Here is an 18,384-nt window from a genome sequence, read left to right as displayed (position 1 = left end):
ATGATATTTTAGTTGTAAGACTATAACTACCTAGAATAAAACAACAAAAGTAAAGAACTCGGAAAGAGTCATATTTTTAAATTTACAGTGTTATGAAACTTTTATTAGTAGAAGATGACGAACGAATAGCTTCATCTTTAGCAGAAGCCTTAACTGATAATAATTATGCCGTTGATATAGCTAGTGATGGCGAAGAAGGATGGGACTTTATTACAGCCTTTAGCTATGATTTAATTCTTCTGGATGTGATGCTACCAAAATTGAATGGTATAGAATTGTGCCAAAGAATTAGACGACGTGGTTATACAGTACCCGTACTGATGTTAACCGCAAAAGATAATAGCACTGATAAAGTACAAGGCTTAGATGCTGGTGCTGATGATTACGTCATTAAACCCTTTGATTTACAGGAATTACTAGCCAGAATTCGCGCCTTGCTACGTCGGGGAATTTCCCCAATATCAAACTTTTTAGAATGGGGAGACCTGCAACTTGACCCGGCTAATTGTACGGTAACTTACAGACAAAATTTGTTATCCCTGACACCAAAAGAATATCAATTATTAGAATTATTTCTCCGTCATCATGGCCATGTCCTCAGTCGTCAGCAAATACTTGATCACCTGTGGTCATCTATTGACACACCAGGACAAGATACAGTCAAAGTGCATATTCGGGGAATACGTCAAAAACTCAAAGCCGCAGGAGCAAAAAATGATTTTATCGAAACTGTTTATGGGCTTGGATATCGGCTTAACAAAAACTTTTAGAAACAAAAGTAATTTGATCAAACTTTGGCGATGGCAAAATATTCTATCTAATCCTTTGTTTCGAGCTACTAGTTTACGATTACTATTATCTTATTTACTGGCGATGATAGTAGTGATGGGACTGTCATCAATGGGAGTTTATCATTTTTTTGCTTACAGTTTATATAAACAATTAGACCATCAGTTATTGACTTTAGCAGATGCTGCGGCTCATAATTTATTGGCTATTCAAGCTGATAGGACGGCTGTACATCGCAAAATGCCCCGAATTTTAGACTATGATGGGGATTTAGATATTCCTTGGCAAGATTTATGGTTATATGGTCAAAGTGTAGAATGGTTTGATGCCAAAAAACAATTATTAGGAAAAGCAGGAAAACAATTTCCCCCCATACCTTTAATTATCAGTTTCCACTCGTGGGAGGACAATGATATCCGCACATTAACTATTCCAGTTTATACTTCAGCAAAGAATCGCCAGATTTTAGGTTATGTGCGAGTGAGTGCATTCACAGTGGAAGTAGAACAAGAACTAAATAGATTGTTAATTGGTTTGAAATTTGGTGGTATTTTGGGAATGGTTTTAATTGGTGGTACAGGTTGGTGGTTGACCAGTAAAGCCTTGCAACCAATTGAGCAAAGTTTTCAGAAATTACAACAGTTTACAGCAGATGCTTCCCATGAATTACGCAGTCCCCTAACAGCGATTAAAACAACAGTAGAACTGATGCAAAGTCATCCAGAACGCCATCCTGGAGATATCAAAAAAATTGCCATCATAGAAGGTGCAACATGGCAAATGACTCGCTTGGTAGAAGATTTACTGTTGTTAGCAAGAAGTGATGCTGCTGCTGTAAATTTGTCCAAAACCGCAATTCCTATACCTATAGATGAAATTTTATTTGATTTAATTGATACGTTACAACCCCAAGCGCAAGTAAAGGAAATTACCCTAGAGGCTGATTTAAATGATGAAATATGGGTAAAGGGTGATGCACATCAACTACAGCGACTTTTTGGCAATTTGCTAGAAAATGCCCTGCAATATACGCCTGAAGGCGGTTTAATAAAAGTAAAAATGGTGAAATCAGATAATTTTGTAGTGATTTCCATGAAAGATACAGGTATTGGTATTGCACCTGAACATTTACCTTTTATATTTAACCGCTTTTGGCGGGCTGACAAAGCTCGTTCTCATCGTCAAGGCGGTTCAGGTTTAGGTTTAGCTATTGTCCAAGCTATTACTCATACTCATGGTGGTGAAATATCTGTCACCAGTAAAATTGGGGTGGGTAGTTGTTTTCGGGTAAAGTTACCAGTTTTTGAATAGTTACCAGTTTTTGAATAGTTAATACCCATTCTGTATAAAGATGCGCCAAATTAAAATTACATATTTGGGATGCTATGCTCCCCAGGGAACAGAGAATAGTCTTTACGAGTTCTTTACTTTGTTTATTTTATTCTGTCAATTGGGTAGAGATAAATCACTCTACTTTTGTATAAACAAGATTTTGGCAGTGAGATCATAACAGTAATTCTCACCAATCACTAATCACCTATGAATATGAAAAAAGCATTCCGCAAGTATCACCGCATTATTGGCATTATTGTTTGTCTACCACTACTATTAACTGTTGTCACGGGAATGTTAGCAACTGTTGTCCAAGAGTGGCCGATGAATACGGGAATTTCATCTAGATTAATGTTGAAAATTCATACAGGGGAAATTTTCCATTTACAGGCAATTTACCCCATATTAAATGGTGTTGGGCTGATTGGTTTATTGGTGACAGGGATGTCTATGTCAGGATTATTTAATCAAAAAAAAAGACCTAATACTAATAATTAAGCTCAAGTTTTTAATTGCATCCAATCTGATTATTTCACATCAGTTACCCGCCAACTTAGTTTCAGGTTAACCCAGAAATTCCAAATTGTAGCCACTGCGATCGCAATCAAGTTAGCAATATACTGATTAGGAATCAAGAAATTATAAACAATATTCAAAACCAAGACATTTATCACCAATCCTGCTAAACAAACCACATTAAACTTGAAAAATCTCTTAATGCGTTGCTTCCAGCCTTTTTGCTGCATGGAGACATCTGCAAATGTCCAAGCATCATTCCAGAGGAAATTATTGAAAATGGCAACTTCACCAGCAATAATTTTACTGCGAGTTAAATTCCAACCTAAAGTAGAAGCATCACTTAGTAAATAAAGCACTGCCATATCTACAAACACCCCACTAAATCCCACTATCCCAAAGCGGATAAATTTGCCAATGGGGAAGTCAATTTTCCGGCTAATTTTCCCTAGCCGTCCAGTAGATACTCGTAAACGAATTAAGTGTTGAATATATTCTACATATTGCTTCCACGTTACCTTGCTTTCGCCTTCAGTACGTTCACGGAAGACATAACCGGCTTCAGCAATTTCTCTGACTTGTCCGCGACCAATAACTTCCAGGAGAATTTTATACCCTACAGGATTCATTGTTGCACCTGCGATCGCACTCCGACGCACCATAAAATAACCACTCATCGGGTCAGTAACTCTACCCAATACACCAGGTAAAATAATCAAACCTAAAACCTGCGCCCCACGAGACAAAAAGCGCCTGATTACACTCCAACTACTCACACCACCACCATCTACGTGACGACTGGCTAAAGCCAAATCAGCCCCCTGTTCTATCTTCTGCAACAGTTGTAATAATACTTCTGGTGGATGTTGTAAATCTCCATCAATCACACCCAAAATACTCCCTGTAGCAACTTGCCAACCACGAATCACCGCTGAAGATAGTCCCCGTTCCTCTTGACGACGCATCACCCGCAACTGCGGATAATCTGGGAGTAGAGATTGTGCTAGTTCCCAAGTTAAATCTGGGCTATCATCATCAACTATAATTAGCTCATAATTACCAGGGATAGCTTCATCCAGCAACCTACTAAGGATATTGACGATATTCTCAATATTATTACGCTCTTTATAAGTAGGAATCACCAGAGATAACAGAATAGGATTGTCTCTATGCACATCAGTAAGTGGATGTTCAGAAATCTTTAATGCCCCAGTGGGTACTACTAATAGAGAGTTTGATGAGTTTGCATTCATAAAGTTAGTAAATTTGTAATTACGGAATTGCCTGTATAATTTTAGCCATTAATACAATACATCTTTTGTTAAATTTGGTATAATAAGTACCAGGTTTTTTACCTAAACTATAATAACCAAAACTGTACCCTAATTATCTGATCACCAGTGATTATTCTGATGTGAAGTATTTAAAAAGTTTTAACACATGATATTTTTTGATAATTCATCTAAACTTTATATTTCCACAGTAGTCATTATGTGATTTTTTTCAAGAGTCTAAAGCAAACAATCTTACCAAATTAAAACGGGCGCATCCCAATTTTGCAAAATATACACAACTTACCCACAAAATCTGTTAAAGTCTCTTTCCTTCGCGGTTCAATCTTGTTAGATTAAGGATTTTTGTAGATTGGGTTGAACAAAGTAAAACCCAACATCCACAAAGTTTTGAAGCGTTGGGTTTCGTCCCTTAACCCAACCTACATCTGTAACAATCATTTTTAAAATGGTGTTTCATCAGATCAAAAGTTTTCCCAATTCTAGAAGAGACATTTACAGACTGGCATTTATCTTTGTCTTTTCAACAAGATTGCTGACTTTTTGTGTTTAATTTTTGGATGAAATTGTGTAAAGCTTGGCTGTAAATTTATCCAGCTTCATCGTACCTGAAAGATTCTTTGTTTCTTGTAATTGAAATTGAGATGATAAAATTTGTTCTGTTTTTTCTTCTTCCTGCTTTATTTCCGTTTCTGTTTTCAACCGTGACCACAAAGGATCACCACTATTTAACCAAATAATTCGAGAATACCGACCTGGTTCTTCCTTGAGAACTTTTTCTAAATGAATTGCTAAATCTGCGGGATGATGAGATAACAACATGACCGGATAATCAGCAGGAATATAATAAGCTAAACGGTTTACATGACCCCAAGCTTTCGAGTTCATAGCGATTAAAGTTGGCTGATTTATATCTTTGGTAGTTAATTCTGCAACTGAACGAAAAACTGAACGATGTCGCAAACTTAAATCACCAATACTAATTGTTAGGTACATTAGTAATATTCCACCAGCTACCAGGGTACGCCATTGTTTAGAAATTGTTTTTTCTACCCACAAAGCAATTAATAATAAACAGCCTGGGACAATAATGATCATTGTCCGTCCAAAGCCAAAACCTAAAGTAAATTTTTTGGTGACAACATCTACTATCAATCCTAATAATATCGGTAAAATGCCTAATATTAAAACTATGCCTAAGTTTTGCTTTTCATTTTGTTTCCACAGATGAATACTAAACCCAGCAAATACTAAGATTATTAAACAACCAGATAAAGTAATGACAATAGGATCTAAACTAGTTGCCCAGTCTCCTATCAATATGTCAGTACCTAAAGTGTTCGTAAAATCCTGTAAATGTCTTAACAAGGGAGGTAATGTAGATTTGGCTTTACCAAAACGATCTAAGTCCGCGTTACGAAGTTGTTTAATTGTCCCCCATAATACCCAAGGTATGGTTAATAAAACTCCAGTACCTAAGCGTAAACCATGTTTAAACCAATTTCTTCTATCTAAATAAAGTACCAATACTCCTAAAACTATTAGCCAATAGGCATATAAATAAAAAGTCATCAAACCAGCAGCAATAGAAATAATTAAAAGCCCATTCCATAACAACTGACTGCGACGACTTTGGCTAATGTCAGAATTTTGTTGTTCAATTAGGTATAGTAACGACCATGTGCTGAGAATTACCCATAATACCAGAGGTGCATACATTCTGAGATTGAGAGAATGAAATAAATAAAATGGACTAGTAGCTACAAGTGCTGCAAAAAAAAGTCCGCCACGATGTCCTAAAAAAAACTTCCCTAAACCATAAGCACCACCCATTGCAACTAAACTCAATAAGGTGTTTAAACTCCGCATGGCTGCTTCGCTATTTCCAAAAAGTCGCAACCAAAAATGCTGACTTAAAAAGAATATTGGTGGATGAGGTTCTCCACCCAAGAGACTTTTAATTAGTAGCGTGATAGTTTGGAGAACATTTCCTAAACTTTCTTCCTTGGGCAAGCTTAATAAGGATGTATATTCTGCTAATATTACCGGTGCATCTCCAGGAGTTTTGTAAACTCCATTTTGGCTGGTAGAAAGTAGTAATGATAAAACTTCGTCATACCAAAATTCTCTAGTTCCTAAATTGATAATTCTGATGATGACTGCTATTGCTATTGCTATCAGGGATAATTTTTCCACAGATAACATCTGTTTCAGGTAATTACTTGGTAAATTCGTTTTCATTATTTCTCTTGATTTATTTTGTTAATTTACAAAATTGTGGCTTCTTCTATTCTGTATCTTTTATTTTCTTTGATTTTTTTGAGTTTAACAATTAATTCTCTTTGTTGTGTAGCCAATTTTAATTGGTCAGGTATTGTAGGGGAGGAAAAGCATTTATCATAAACAGGACATATATACAGAAATTGTTTATATCCCTGTTCATTTAATGCCAAAGCTAATTTACTTACATCTTCAGGTTGTTTAGTCAGAAAAAATATTTTCTGTTTAAAGGTGTCTTCAAAAGTTTGTCCAACATATTGGTTCGCTACCGCTACGATTTTATTACTATCTTTACGCAAAAAATTAAGGACTTCAATATTTTCTTTTTTACCTTTTTGATATGAAGTTTCTGTACCTTCAATTATGTTGAGATTGAATCCCAAAATAAATAACATTGCTAAAATTCCTGTGCTAATGTATCTGATGCCAAATTGTTTAATTTGCCATGTTTTCTCAAAACCAGATATGGCTATGACATTAAGTAAGGGGATGAGAATTAATAAAAATCGTGAACCCCACTGTTTACCACCATCACTAGGAATAAGTATCGGCACTATCAACAGGAATAAAAATGATATTAGTAAAATTTGGATAATTACAGGTTTTAATCTCAAGTTAACTTTAAATATGGAAATAACAGAAATGGTTAGTGCAAAGTATATGATGGGAAAATGTTTAAAAAGGTTGCCCTTTAGTTCATTAAAAAACTTCAATGATTTCAATAATCTGTCTTGTAGTGAAAAATTTTCTACAACTTGAAAAGCATGAGCGCCCAAAGGATGATTATAAATAAGTTTATTCAAGATAAAGAAACATAATACGGTTAAAATCAAGCTAATAATAAATATTATTTGTTTATTTGTCGCAAGTGTTAGAATATCGACTTTGATGATATATGAAGCAATTACTAAAATCATCAAAATAGCTACTAGAGCTAGAAATTCTGGTCTAAACCAGACTGATAAACCAATCAATATGCCACTGAGTATAGCGGCTTTGTTGGTAAATTCGGTTTCTCTATGGGAAAATATCATAACTAAACCGCTAAATGCTAAAGCTACTGCCAGCGTATGTTCCCAATACATGGCACTATACATGGTTAGTGGAGAAGCAAAAATCAGGGTGATTAAACCCAGAGAAATGATGAAATTATCAAGTTTAAAAGACTGACAGAGACGATAAAAATTAACCCAGATTATCCATGTAGAAATTAAAGGAATTATATAAAATCCTCTGTAGCCAAAAATCGCATAAAATGGAGCAGTAACTAGGGGAAATGTAAATGGGAATGTAATATAATAAAGATTGGAAATTTTATAGCTAAATGGCGGTTCAAAAGGATATAATCCTCTATCCCAGATATTATGCACCCATGGTGGTACTTGGAGGTTTAGATCAAAACGTAAATTACCAGAACTAAGTTGTTTAGCTAACAATGCTTTGAGTCCACCATCACCACTAAAGTAAATGTCATCGGGAACTTGTGACAGTAGATATAAAGAAAAAATCACACCTGACAAAATTATAAATAATGGTGCTGTGGCTCTTAATTTATTCATGGCTTAATAAAATTTTGATGAACTGTGACTAATATAACTGTGGATACTATTCTTGATCGTTCGTTGCTAGGGTTTAATATATCACCATCTGAGGCAGTAGTTTTATTAAAGCAAACTGACCCACAGGCTTTAAATTCTATCAGGGTTACTGCTGATCAATTGAGACATAAACAAGCAGGTGAGACGGTTACTTACGTAATTAACCGTAACATTAATTTTACTAATATTTGTGAGCAGCACTGTAGTTTTTGTGCTTTTAGGCGAGATGATGGTGATACGGATGCTTACTGGTTAAATTGGGCGCAGATTTTGGAAAAATCTACAGATGCGGTGGGTCGGGGTGCGACAGAAATCTGTATGCAAGGGGGTTTGCACCCACAAGCACAAATCAATGGTAAATCTTTGCCGTATTACCTTAAGTTAGTAGAAACCATTAAACAGGAGTTTCCCCAGCTACATCTACACGCATTTTCTCCCCAGGAAGTCCAGTTTATTGCTAGATTGGATGGAATTTCATACACCGAGGTAATTACGGCTTTGCGGGATGCGGGTGTGGGTTCGATGCCAGGAACAGCCGCAGAGGTGTTAGATGATGAAGTGAGAAGGGTATTGTGTCCAGAGAAGATTGATACTGCTACTTGGCTAGAAATTGTCAGTACGGCACATAAATTAGGTGTTCCTACTACTAGTACGATGTTATCAGGGCATATTGAAACCCCAGAACAGCAAATTGGACATTTAGAAAAATTGCGATCGCTCCAACAAAAGGCAATAGAACAAGGATATCCTGCTAAAATTACGGAATTTATTGTCTTACCGTTCGTTGGTCAAGAAGCACCAAAATCCTTACGTCGTCGGGTGGGAAGAGATCAACCAGTATTAGCTGACGCACTGTTATTAACAGCGGTAGCACGGATATTTTTAGGAAATGTTATCCCGAATCATCAACCAAGTTGGGTAAAATTAGGATTGGCTGGTGCAACAGAAGCCTTAACTTGGGGTTGTAACGATATTGGTGGCACATTGATGGAGGAACACATTACCACCATGGCCGGAGCGATTGGTGGCACGTGCATGGAAGTAGAAACCCTACAAAGTGCGATCGCATCCCTAAATAGACCTTACCAGCAACGAAATACTTTGTATCAGGGTGTAGGGTGATGGGGGGGCAGAGGGAAAAAATTTTCTTCTTATTCTGAACTCCTTGAACTTCTTGAACTCCTGAACTCCTTCTTCTGTGATCCCAATCCAAGATAGGATGGACGTTGATTTGCGTATTGTTTTAATTAATGGATATGAAACATTATTGGTCGCGTCTGCTGGCACTGGTTTTAGTTATCACCGTTGGCTTAATGGGTTGTTCTGGTACTCCTGATGGCTTGTCAGGAGATTATCGTCAAGATACGTTAGCTGTAGTCAGCACCTTGAGACAAGCCATAGAAGTATCACCAGAAGATCCAAATAAAGCAGCACTCCAAGCAGAAGCACGTCAAAAAATTAATGACTTTTCTGCTCGTTATCAGAGAGCTAATTCTATTTCCGGTCTGAATTCTTTTACAACTATGCGAACAGCACTCAATTCTCTAGCTGGACACTATAGTTCCTACCCCAACCGTCCCATACCTGAAAAACTGAAAAACCGTCTAGAGTTAGAGTTTGATCGTGTTGAATTAGCTCTAAAACGTGGTGGTTAATTGTCAGGTAAAAGCTGAAAATTTTAAAAGATTCTTAATAGCAGGCTTTGCCTGCTTTTCTAACTAATATCAATTACAAGACAATACCTTGTCCAAATTGGAAAAAGCCTTGATTTGTAGATTGGGTTGAAGCATAAAACCCAACAAATCTGTTGGGTTGTGCTGTCGCTTAACCCAACCTACAGAAAATGGACAAGGTATTGACAAGAAATACTTGTTTACAGTTATTAACAGCTTTTGGGATTAAATAAATAATTTTATCAAAGAAATTAGTGTGATTATGGTTGCTAAAATTAACGACATCAAAAACATCCTGAAGAATACTATTCTCGAACAAACACAAATCATTGAAATTAGAATACCTGAAACTGATGAAATAGCCTTAGCAATGCAAGTTAATGTTGATAACAAGATTGAAGCATGGAACATCATGAGAAAGCTGCTTCCTCAAACTGAACGTTATCCTGTAATAGCTGCTTGTTGGTTCAATCAAGGGGAAAATTGGGCAGATGTTGTCATTAAAAGTGATTTATTCTGCCGCTTTGACTATCAACATGAACCTTCTTATCATCAACATGAAAATACTGGTATTAAAGGATTAATTGCCCAAGTTGATAAAATCAATATTCAGGAATATTTAAATGAGAACTTAGAAATATCAGAGGAAGATTTCAACCAAAAATTAGCAGCTTTAGAACAACAGAATCAAGAAAGTTTATTTATAGATTTAAGGTATTTTGAATGGTATGAACCAATTAATGAAAGACTAGCATTACTATTATTACCTGTTCAAAATTGTTGGGAAATACTGGCTTATCTGCATTGGTATGGGGCTAGTTATATAGGCAGTGATAAGGTAATGGCTATGTTAAAATATTGGCATGAACAATATGGAATAGAATTAGTATGTCATTATGGAACGATGTTGCAATTAACGGTAAAAAATAAACCCAAAACTTTTAAGGAAGCTTTACAACTAGCAATTGAACAAGAAACTATTGCACCTTGTACAACTAGTTTACCTGGTGTTTCTCTTTCAGATCATGCTTGTGCTTTATTAAAAACTGATCATTGGTTTCTACATGAACGTCCTTAAATAGACATCTCCAGAAAAGAATGTAGAGATGTTCCATGGAACGTCTCTACAAGGGTTCCAGGAAACGCATATTTAATTTAATTTTCGGAGATGTCTAATGTGTATAAATCTAAATCAAAGGATTTAAAACTATTTAAGAAAACGTAAGAATGCAGGTGTTCAGCTATTCTTCTGATTCTACTATTTGCTTAAATTGTTGATTATCACGGACTTGATCAAAATCTGAGTCTGTTTTTGCCAAATTCTTGTATTTTTCAGGTACAAGTTGAATCGCTTTTTCTAGGTTCTCTATTGTTAGTTCTAGATTATTTTGTAAGGCATAATTACAAGCTTTGTTATAATATGCTTGATGCAAATTTGGCTTAATGCTGATGGCTTGATTGTAAGAGGCTAAAGCTTCTTTGTAGCGACGCAGTTTTGTCAGTGCAATTCCTCGATTAATCCAAGCTTCATCTTTATTTGGTTGAATAGCTATGGCTTCGTTATATGCTTTAACTGCTTCCTCATAACGGTGCAAGGCTGTTAGAGCATTTCCCCGATTATACCAGGCTTCATTTTTATTCGGTTGCAGTGCGATCGCTTTCTCGTAGGATGCTAAAGCTTCATCATAGCGGTGCAGGGCTATCAAGGCATTTCCCCTGTTTACCCAAGTTTCCACATTGTCAGTTTTAATAGCGATCGCTTGATTATAGAATGTCAAAGCCTCTTTGTAGCGATTGGTATCTAAAAGATTATTGCCCTGATTCAATAAAGTTTTAGCTTTTTGGCTATCCTCTACTTCTGTCAGCAGTTGATTAACATTGCTTTCTTGTACAACTTGCTTGGTAATATCTGTTGATGATATTGTCAAATCACCACAGCCAATTATCAAAAAACTGATACATCCACAGGCAATAAAGCATCGCCTCACAACCATACTGCACCTACAAAACTTCTAATATGATGTTATGACTTTCTGACTCTCAAAAATCGTATCAAAATCAACCAAAGTATTATTAATTATCTGTTGTTTTATTGAGGAATAGATGAAGATTTGGAGAATTTTCCCTTAAATCATGTCTATTTTATCATGCTTAGGTAAAATTAATCAATTAATTTGCACAGGCTGTATCTTTTTTTATAGAAATCCTTGCTATCACTGCCATCTAACCCAGTTGATTGATAATAAGCAAAAATTTGAATCAAAGAACAGTGATTACTCACTGGTACAGTACGTTGAAATTTAACCACAACTATGTCTTGACTATTGGGTTTTTCTATCCATTTGTCGGGGGTTTCACGCCCTTTGGGTGATTCAATTCATGATACCATAAAGTCTCTGAGAGCTTTAGCCCTCAACTGGCTGACCCTGCGGGAGATAAGCTAAATCCCCGCTTTAAAAGACATTAAACCCTCAAAAGTTTTTGAGTTTGTAGGGTTTGATTACTGGGTATTCAGCCTATTTTCTGATCAAAGCTAAACCACATTCAAATAAAGTCTTAACAGAGATGGAACAAAATCGGCAGTCAACGGTTGTGATTACAGGTACATCTTCAGGTGTCGGTTTGCAAGCTGCAAAAGCTCTAGCCCAAACTGGTCAATGGCACGTAGTCATGGCCTGTCGTAATCTCTCCAAAACAGAAGAAGCAGCCCAATCTGTGGGTATACCAAAGGGCAGCTACACAATCATTCATCTTGACTTAGCCTCTTTAGACAGTGTTAGACAATTTGTAAAAGACTTTCGAGCCACTGGCAGGTCATTAGATGCTTTGGTTTGCAACGCTGCTATCTATATGCCTTTAATAAAAGAACCTTTGTGGAGTCCAGATGGATATGAGTTAAGCGTCGCTACTAATCACCTTGGCCATTTCCTGTTGTGTAACTTGATGTTAGAAGATTTGAAAAAATCATCTGCTTCAGAACCCAGACTCGTGATTTTAGGAACAGTGACACACAACCCCAATGAGTTGGGAGGAAAAATTCCCCCACGTCCAGATTTGGGAGATTTAAAAGGCTTTGAAGCAGGATTTAAAGCGCCCTACACCATGATTGATGGTAAAAAATTTGAACCTGTGAAAGCTTATAAAGATAGCAAAGTTTGTAATGTGTTGACAATGCGAGAACTGCATCGACGCTATCATGAGTCAACAGGTATTACCTTTAGTTCTCTTTATCCGGGGTGTGTAGCAACAACAGCTTTATTCCGTGACCATTATCCACTATTCCAAAAACTCTTCCCCATTTTCCAGAAGTACATCACTGGGGGGTTTGTATCAGAAGAGGAAGCTGGTAAGAGAGTAGCAGAAGTAGTTGCCGATCCTGCATATAATCAATCTGGGATGTATTGGAGTTGGGGAAATAGACAGAAAAAAAATGGTAAGTCCTTCGTACAGACAGTTTCCAATGAAGCCAGTGATGATGATAAAGCCGAGCGTTTGTGGGAACTAAGTGCCAAATTAGTGGGACTGGCTTAAAAAATTCTTGTTTCCTTGTCCATAAAAAATAAATTTACGAAGAATTTGTCAGGAGTCAATAGTTAGCAGCAGCGTGCAACTTACTCCTGACTTGTTGATATAACAGGTGACAGGTGACAAAGGTAAAAAGTTACAGCGGTTTGCTCCCGTTAGGAGGTAAAACATCTAAATTCAAACCTATACACAAAGCCAGTTTTACTCCTGACTCCTGTTGTATTCTAGATTCTGTATTTTAAATCTTTACAAATCTATAATCTAAAATTATACAAGTATTAAAAAATAGAACGCATGACGATTGAATCTAATTCTTCTCATCCACCAAAGTCAGAAACAAATATAGATGAAGACTTGCAGCCAGATGATTTTGATGCAAGTGAAAATGGACTAACTTCAGCAGGTTTGGGCGCACAACAAGCTTTATCAGCAATTTCTTCTTTACAGTCTCCCCAACATACAAATGCCCTTAAACAAGCGACATCTGGCTTTAAAGACATTTCTCGTCATCAACTTGCTGTCAAGCCTAGAGCATTATTATTTACTTTATTAGCGATCGCACTCACTTTTATTGGTATTGCTATTAATAACTCTTTCCTGGGCATTTTGGGAACTCTCACAACCTTGGTTTTATCTGTGGCCATACTTTTACCTTGGTTGCAAGATGTCATCCAAGAATGGTTTTCTCCCCAAGAAAGAACGGTTTTGGTGGCTTTAACGGGCTTATTAGTCGCAATCTTTGGATTATTTAGGTTTACTGGTGTTGAAGATGGACTAATGCGTTGGGGAAGCAGGATTAACTGGGATATTGCCGGTAGTTTAGCAGACTGGTTTGGGGCTTTAGGGCAAATTTCCATTGCTATTATCGCCGTTTACGTGGCTTGGCGACAGTATGTAATATCTAAAGACTTGACCATTCAACAAAACCTGCTGACAGTACAACAAAATATTATTACCCAACAGCAAACTATAGATTCTTATTTCCAAGGTGTTTCTGACTTGGTACTGGACGAAGAGGGATTATTAGAAGATTGGCCACAAGAAAGAGCGATCGCCGAAGGACGAACTGCCGCTATTTTTAGTAGTGTAGATGGTAGTGGTAAAGCCAAAATTCTCCGTTTTCTCTCCCGTTCCAAATTACTAACACCATTAAAACGCGATCGTCGTTTAGGTAGAGCCATTCTTGACGGTATCGGTGGCTACGCCGAAGACCGATTAGAAGGTGTGCGTGTCATCGACTTAGGTGTAATGTTAGCAGGTGCAGACCTATCCAACACGGATTTACGTTGGACAGATTTGAGCGAAGCTAATTTAGTACGTGCTAACCTCAGCGGTTCTGATTTAGTCAAAGCCAACCTTTCCCGCACCATCTTATATGATGCGAATCTCAGCAATAGCGATTTAAATGGAGTGCGTCTCTTTTATGGTTCTTTAGAAAAAGCTTCACCCCGCAGCCGCACCAACCCACCCGACTACGAAACCGGAGAACACACCGGCGCAGTTGTGGAAAATGCCGATTTCAGCAACGCACAACGGATGTCCGAATCAACCCGTCAATACTGCTGCGCTTGGTGTGGAGAAGAAGCCAGAGGGACTATTCCTGGTGGTTGTGAAGGTATTCCCAATAAACTGGGACGGTAAATAGGTTTAATAATGTTGACTGATTCACTACTTTTTAAATATTTCATCAACAGGAATTTTATAACCATTAGCAAACCTATTTGTCATATTTGCAGCCCCAGTAATCGCCATTAGTTCACCAAACATTTGCTCAGTCATCCCCTTATTACGTGCCGCTGCTGAATGTGAAGCAATGCAATAATCACAGCCATTTGTCACACTAACAGCAATGTAAATTAATTCCCGCGTTAATGGATCTATTTCTCCAGGGCCTGCCATTATTTCCTTGAGATTTTCCCAAGTCCGCCGCAGAGTCGGAGGATGATTAGCTAAAGCTTTCCAAAAATTGTTGATATATTCAGTTTGGCGTGTAGCGCGGATATCGTCATATACCGCACGCACTTCTTCATTAGCATCTTCGTATTCAATCAGGTTAGTCATAATCAGTAAAAACCAGGAAACAGGAAGTTATAGCCTGTAATTAAACAGGTCTCTATAATTGGTATTTTACATTTAATTACATCTATTTACCTATCTCTTTAATTAGTTTTTCCCATAGCTTCTTTAATATCACGAATAAATTCATCAATTCTAGCGATAGTTGTATTCCAAGAACACATCAACCGCACTCCCCCAATACCCATAAAACTGTAAAATAGCCAATTTTTCGCTCGTAAACTGGTAATTACATTTTCAGGTAACTGCACAAAAACACCATTTGCTTCTCTAGGAAACATGATTTCGACACCTTCTATTTTTAACAACTCCTGCTCAAAATATTCAGCACATTGATTTGCGTGACGGGCATTTTTAAGCCAAGCACCTGTTTCTAATAAACCCAGCCAAGGAGCAGAAATAAATCGCATTTTTGATGCCAATTGTCCCGCCTGTTTACAGCGATAGGCAAAATCTTCTGCTAATTTTTTATCAAAGAAAATAATCGCTTCTCCCAAAGCCATACCATTTTTTGATCCACAAAAACACAACACATCTACCCCATTTTTCCAAGTAAGTTCTGCGGGGCTTTTATTTAGAGCCACCACAGCATTAGCAAAACGAGCGCCATCAACATGGATTTTCAAGTCGTGTTTTTCAGCCAATGATTTAATAGCAGCTAATTCATCAATCGAATATAAAGTAGCTAATTCTGTGGCTTGAGTCAGACTAATTACCTTACGTTTAGGATAGTGAATATCTGCTCGCTTATTCAACAAAACCTCTTCTATAGATGCGGCTGTTAATTTACCATTTTCTCCCTTAGCAAGTATTAGTTTAGAACCATTAGACGTAAATTCAGGAGCGCCACATTCACTAGTTTCAATATGTGCATTTTCATGACAAATTACACTGTGATAAGACTGACATAATGCCGCTAATGACAAGGAATTTGCCGCTGTGCCATTAAAAACAAAAAAGACTTCGCAATCAATTTCAAACAATTCTCGAAAACCATCTGCTGCTTTTTGAGTCCATTCATCATTGCCATAGGCAGGTGCGCTACCTTCGTTGGCTTTCATCATGTAATCCAGTGCTTCTGGGCAAATTCCAGAGTAGTTATCACTGGCAAATTGTTCTAAATTAGAATCCATTATGTTGTGTGTGATTTTAGGATTTATATTAAATATTGTAAATTAGAAAAATAGGTTATTGCAAAATAGTTGAAATTTTTCTTGCTGTGACACACCAGATTAACCTAAATAAGAAATATCGGTAAGGTGTTTTTCTGCACCTGCACCTAAAACCCAACGTAGCGTCGTAAAAAAACGAGGCCAATCACTTTTACCATCACCAAAGTATTCCGCTGCTACTTTTTCTTCCAGATCATTTATATCAATCATTTCATCATCAAGTTCTTTATTGATTTCATCAATTACAACCAATCTTTGATCCTTCAATCGTGGAACATTAAGACCAAGTTGTTCAATAGTAAATTGAACATTTTTAATAGGAATACCAGCATTTTCACAGGCGATTTCATCAGGTCTAATTTCACCATCTTTACTACTGAATTTGAATAACCTTGATGTTGGTAAATTGAGCGGGTTTAACAATTTACTATCAGGGATGTCACCATCCTTTTTTTTACCACAACATGGTGAATCTTTCAGCAGTTGTAAATTTTCCAAATCATCATCTTTCAGTCCACCAGGTGGAAGACAGATACCAAGCATATTTTGCCAATCTAGATCATGATTATTTTCTTTTGTTGATTGGTTACGAGGAAAAAAGTGTTCTACAGAACGATTGTTTTCATGAAGAGACATTTCACAATAAGCACAAAGCCCCTTTTGATCAGATGCTAAAGTGTCACGAATTGCATTCAAAGTTTCTCGACTACTTTTCAAATCATTCCATCGTTTAAACTGAGAATTAAATCGCAGCCTATATTTTTGAAGTTCCTCTGGTTCTGGAGATTTACGCACATTCTTCACACCGCATTCCTCCGTTCCAGACGACGGATTTGCATATCTGCTCTAGTCATATCCGCATCAACTTGTTCCCAATCTTGTAATTCTTTTTTGAGGCGTTTTGCTTCCTCTAATTGACCATTATCAATTGCTTCAAAAAGTCTTGTTAATGTTCTTGATTCTTCCGTATCTGGTCTTAACTCACTCAGACCTAAAATATTTCTGACAATATCTGAACTTTTTCTACCCTTGGTAGGTTCAGGACATGGTTTGATTTGATAATCTTCTAATATCCAAACCTGATTTTGTTTCACAGTTGTCACAACTTCAGGACTGTGAGTAGTGGCGATAATTTGAGTATTGGGAAATACCTTCTTTAAATCAGGAATAATCTTTTGTTGCCAAGTTGGATGTAAATGCAAATCTAACTCATCAATCATCAAAATTGCTTCTGCTGCTAACGGGTTTTCCATTTCTGGATTTGCTTGTGCTAAACGCCGTGCAAAGTCCATCACCAACGCTAACATATTGCGATAACCTGCACTTAATTGACTTAATAAAAGTTCTCTTTTTTCTCCTGTTTCCATTGTCCACTCAACCATCAATTTTGCAGATGTCGCACCTGAAAAATAAACGCGAGTATTTGGGTCAATAATGGTAGAAATAGCATTTCTTACTTGCTTCAAATCAGGTATTTCAAAGTTAATATCTCCTCGCCTTTTTCCCTCTCTCAATTCTTCATACTCGCGCACAAAAAACCATCCTGCTAAATCTGTGAAGTTAGCTGTTGCATCAAAAGCATTTTTTAAAGAATCAAATCTATTAAAATTTTTATTAGAAATACTTTCAAGATCGCCAATATTAGTTAAGTGGCGATCTCCTCTATAATAAGCTATAATGGAAAGCTCAGATGTTGCTTCATTTTGTAGATCATAATATGGCTGATGTATTGCGAAATAAGGCTCTATCCTTTTATTATCATTATCAGGTGGTGATTTTTGATAGACAGTGTTCCAATCTGGCAAACCCGTAGCTGATGTAGTAAACTCTGTCTGATTCCTTAGTTCACTATCCTTTTTTAGCACTGGTAAATCTCTTTGAAAAAAAGGTACGTTTTGTCGATAGTCATATCTTGTTTCAAAAAGTTGCAGAATTTGAGCTACATAAGGATACATTGCCGCAGCAATAGCATCCAGTAAAGCACTCTTACCAGATCCATTATTGCCCACAAAAATATTTATATCAGGATCTAAATTAACCTCCAAATGCTCGAAGCAACGGAAGTCTTTAATAATAACTTTTTGAATGTGCATTAGTTTATATCACCTACTTAATCTTCTATCACAAGCCT

16 protein-coding genes are annotated in these 18,384 nt (G+C 36.8%); 8 read left to right on the top strand and 8 right to left on the bottom strand.

Going from position 1 to position 18,384, the window contains the following annotated elements; all coding sequences use genetic code 11:
• Positions 1-92: 92 nt before the first annotated feature.
• From ACLLO5_RS15695 to ACLLO5_RS15685, 3 genes are all read left to right on the top strand, one after another.
• Positions 93-770: a response regulator transcription factor gene (locus ACLLO5_RS15695; RefSeq protein ID WP_413171439.1), complete on the top strand. Its 678-nt coding sequence runs from the start codon at positions 93-95 to the stop codon at positions 768-770.
• Entirely contained in the window at positions 715-2,100 is a 1,386-nt protein-coding gene (locus ACLLO5_RS15690) for a sensor histidine kinase (protein WP_413171438.1), read from the top strand. The genes ACLLO5_RS15695 and ACLLO5_RS15690 overlap by 56 nt, the downstream gene beginning before the upstream one ends.
• A gap of 234 nt (positions 2,101-2,334) precedes the next feature.
• Complete coding sequence (locus ACLLO5_RS15685; RefSeq protein ID WP_413171437.1) at positions 2,335-2,619, top strand: peptidase; 285 nt, start codon at positions 2,335-2,337, stop codon at positions 2,617-2,619.
• 29 nt (positions 2,620-2,648) lie between these two features.
• Here the strand turns inward: ACLLO5_RS15685 and ACLLO5_RS15680 are convergent, their stop codons facing one another.
• The 3 genes from ACLLO5_RS15680 to ACLLO5_RS15670 form a co-directional block, all read right to left on the bottom strand.
• Positions 2,649-3,890, bottom strand: coding sequence for a glycosyltransferase (locus tag ACLLO5_RS15680; protein ID WP_413171436.1), 1,242 nt, complete (start codon positions 3,888-3,890; stop codon positions 2,649-2,651).
• A 588-nt stretch (positions 3,891-4,478) separates the two neighbouring features.
• A complete protein-coding gene (locus tag ACLLO5_RS15675; protein WP_413171435.1) occupies positions 4,479-6,170 on the bottom strand; it encodes a glycosyltransferase family 39 protein in 1,692 nt (563 codons plus the stop codon).
• A 26-nt stretch (positions 6,171-6,196) separates the two neighbouring features.
• Positions 6,197-7,768, bottom strand: a complete 1,572-nt coding sequence (locus tag ACLLO5_RS15670) for an LA_3751/LA_3752 family putative glycosyltransferase (protein ID WP_413171434.1) — start codon at positions 7,766-7,768, stop codon at positions 6,197-6,199.
• Positions 7,769-7,792: 24 nt separating this feature from the next.
• Between ACLLO5_RS15670 and cofH the strand changes: the two genes are divergently transcribed.
• The 3 genes from cofH (at position 7,793) to ACLLO5_RS15655 (ending at position 10,558) form a co-directional block, all read left to right on the top strand.
• Positions 7,793-8,929 carry a 7,8-didemethyl-8-hydroxy-5-deazariboflavin synthase subunit CofH gene (gene cofH / locus ACLLO5_RS15665; protein ID WP_413171433.1) on the top strand — a complete coding sequence of 379 codons (1,137 nt, stop codon included), beginning with the start codon at positions 7,793-7,795 and terminating at the stop codon, positions 8,927-8,929.
• A gap of 134 nt (positions 8,930-9,063) precedes the next feature.
• Positions 9,064-9,462 (top strand): photosystem II protein Psb27, encoded by a 399-nt coding sequence (gene psb27 / locus ACLLO5_RS15660; protein ID WP_413171432.1) that lies wholly within the window; start codon positions 9,064-9,066, stop codon positions 9,460-9,462.
• Positions 9,463-9,742: 280 nt separating this feature from the next.
• Entirely contained in the window at positions 9,743-10,558 is an 816-nt protein-coding gene (locus tag ACLLO5_RS15655) for a DUF4253 domain-containing protein (protein ID WP_413171431.1), read from the top strand.
• A gap of 163 nt (positions 10,559-10,721) precedes the next feature.
• Here ACLLO5_RS15655 and ACLLO5_RS15650 read toward each other — a convergent pair whose 3' ends face one another.
• The gene (locus tag ACLLO5_RS15650) at positions 10,722-11,474 is read right to left on the bottom strand and encodes a tetratricopeptide repeat protein (protein WP_413171430.1); all 753 of its coding nucleotides are present in this window, start codon (positions 11,472-11,474) and stop codon (positions 10,722-10,724) included.
• 571 nt (positions 11,475-12,045) lie between these two features.
• Between ACLLO5_RS15650 and ACLLO5_RS15645 the strand changes: the two genes are divergently transcribed.
• Both ACLLO5_RS15645 and ACLLO5_RS15640 read left to right on the top strand, forming a co-directional pair.
• Complete coding sequence (locus ACLLO5_RS15645; protein WP_413171429.1) at positions 12,046-13,011, top strand: protochlorophyllide reductase; 966 nt, start codon at positions 12,046-12,048, stop codon at positions 13,009-13,011.
• Positions 13,012-13,299: 288 nt separating this feature from the next.
• A complete protein-coding gene (locus tag ACLLO5_RS15640; RefSeq protein ID WP_413171428.1) occupies positions 13,300-14,646 on the top strand; it encodes a pentapeptide repeat-containing protein in 1,347 nt (448 codons plus the stop codon).
• 27 nt (positions 14,647-14,673) lie between these two features.
• Here ACLLO5_RS15640 and ACLLO5_RS15635 read toward each other — a convergent pair whose 3' ends face one another.
• The 4 genes from ACLLO5_RS15635 to ACLLO5_RS15620 all read right to left on the bottom strand — a co-directional run bounded on the left by ACLLO5_RS15635 (position 14,674) and on the right by ACLLO5_RS15620 (position 18,346).
• Entirely contained in the window at positions 14,674-15,066 is a 393-nt protein-coding gene (locus ACLLO5_RS15635) for a carboxymuconolactone decarboxylase family protein (protein ID WP_413171427.1), read from the bottom strand.
• 98 nt (positions 15,067-15,164) lie between these two features.
• The gene (locus tag ACLLO5_RS15630; RefSeq protein WP_413171426.1) at positions 15,165-16,214 is read right to left on the bottom strand and encodes a low specificity L-threonine aldolase; all 1,050 of its coding nucleotides are present in this window, start codon (positions 16,212-16,214) and stop codon (positions 15,165-15,167) included.
• A 99-nt stretch (positions 16,215-16,313) separates the two neighbouring features.
• Positions 16,314-17,057 (bottom strand): retron system putative HNH endonuclease, encoded by a 744-nt coding sequence (locus tag ACLLO5_RS15625; protein WP_413171425.1) that lies wholly within the window; start codon positions 17,055-17,057, stop codon positions 16,314-16,316.
• Positions 17,054-18,346: an AAA family ATPase gene (locus ACLLO5_RS15620; RefSeq protein WP_413171424.1), complete on the bottom strand. Its 1,293-nt coding sequence runs from the start codon at positions 18,344-18,346 to the stop codon at positions 17,054-17,056. The genes ACLLO5_RS15625 and ACLLO5_RS15620 overlap by 4 nt, the downstream gene beginning before the upstream one ends.
• Positions 18,347-18,384: the final 38 nt, after the last annotated feature.

The organism is Anabaena azotica SJ-1 (genome assembly GCF_047275885.1).
GTDB classification, from domain to species: domain Bacteria; phylum Cyanobacteriota; class Cyanobacteriia; order Cyanobacteriales; family Nostocaceae; genus Trichormus_B; species Trichormus_B azotica_A.
This window is presented reverse-complemented; position numbering and strand designations above follow the sequence as displayed.

Excerpts from the sequence above, each read along its gene's own strand:
- psb27 (WP_413171432.1), top strand. The coding sequence starts at position 9,064 with ATGAAACATTATTGGTCGCGTCTGCTGGCACTGGTTTTAGTTATCACC.
- ACLLO5_RS15685 (WP_413171437.1), top strand. The coding sequence starts at position 2,335 with ATGAAAAAAGCATTCCGCAAGTATCACCGCATTATTGGCATTATTGTT.
- ACLLO5_RS15635 (WP_413171427.1), bottom strand. The coding sequence starts at position 15,066 with ATGACTAACCTGATTGAATACGAAGATGCTAATGAAGAAGTGCGTGCG.
- ACLLO5_RS15650 (WP_413171430.1), bottom strand. The coding sequence starts at position 11,474 with ATGGTTGTGAGGCGATGCTTTATTGCCTGTGGATGTATCAGTTTTTTG.
- ACLLO5_RS15630 (WP_413171426.1), bottom strand. The coding sequence starts at position 16,214 with ATGGATTCTAATTTAGAACAATTTGCCAGTGATAACTACTCTGGAATT.
- ACLLO5_RS15690 (WP_413171438.1), top strand. The coding sequence starts at position 715 with ATGATTTTATCGAAACTGTTTATGGGCTTGGATATCGGCTTAACAAAA.
- ACLLO5_RS15640 (WP_413171428.1), top strand. The coding sequence starts at position 13,300 with ATGACGATTGAATCTAATTCTTCTCATCCACCAAAGTCAGAAACAAAT.
- ACLLO5_RS15645 (WP_413171429.1), top strand. The coding sequence starts at position 12,046 with ATGGAACAAAATCGGCAGTCAACGGTTGTGATTACAGGTACATCTTCA.
- ACLLO5_RS15675 (WP_413171435.1), bottom strand. The coding sequence starts at position 6,170 with ATGAAAACGAATTTACCAAGTAATTACCTGAAACAGATGTTATCTGTG.
- ACLLO5_RS15655 (WP_413171431.1), top strand. The coding sequence starts at position 9,743 with ATGGTTGCTAAAATTAACGACATCAAAAACATCCTGAAGAATACTATT.
- ACLLO5_RS15670 (WP_413171434.1), bottom strand. The coding sequence starts at position 7,768 with ATGAATAAATTAAGAGCCACAGCACCATTATTTATAATTTTGTCAGGT.
- ACLLO5_RS15695 (WP_413171439.1), top strand. The coding sequence starts at position 93 with ATGAAACTTTTATTAGTAGAAGATGACGAACGAATAGCTTCATCTTTA.
- ACLLO5_RS15680 (WP_413171436.1), bottom strand. The coding sequence starts at position 3,890 with ATGAATGCAAACTCATCAAACTCTCTATTAGTAGTACCCACTGGGGCA.
- ACLLO5_RS15620 (WP_413171424.1), bottom strand. The coding sequence starts at position 18,346 with ATGCACATTCAAAAAGTTATTATTAAAGACTTCCGTTGCTTCGAGCAT.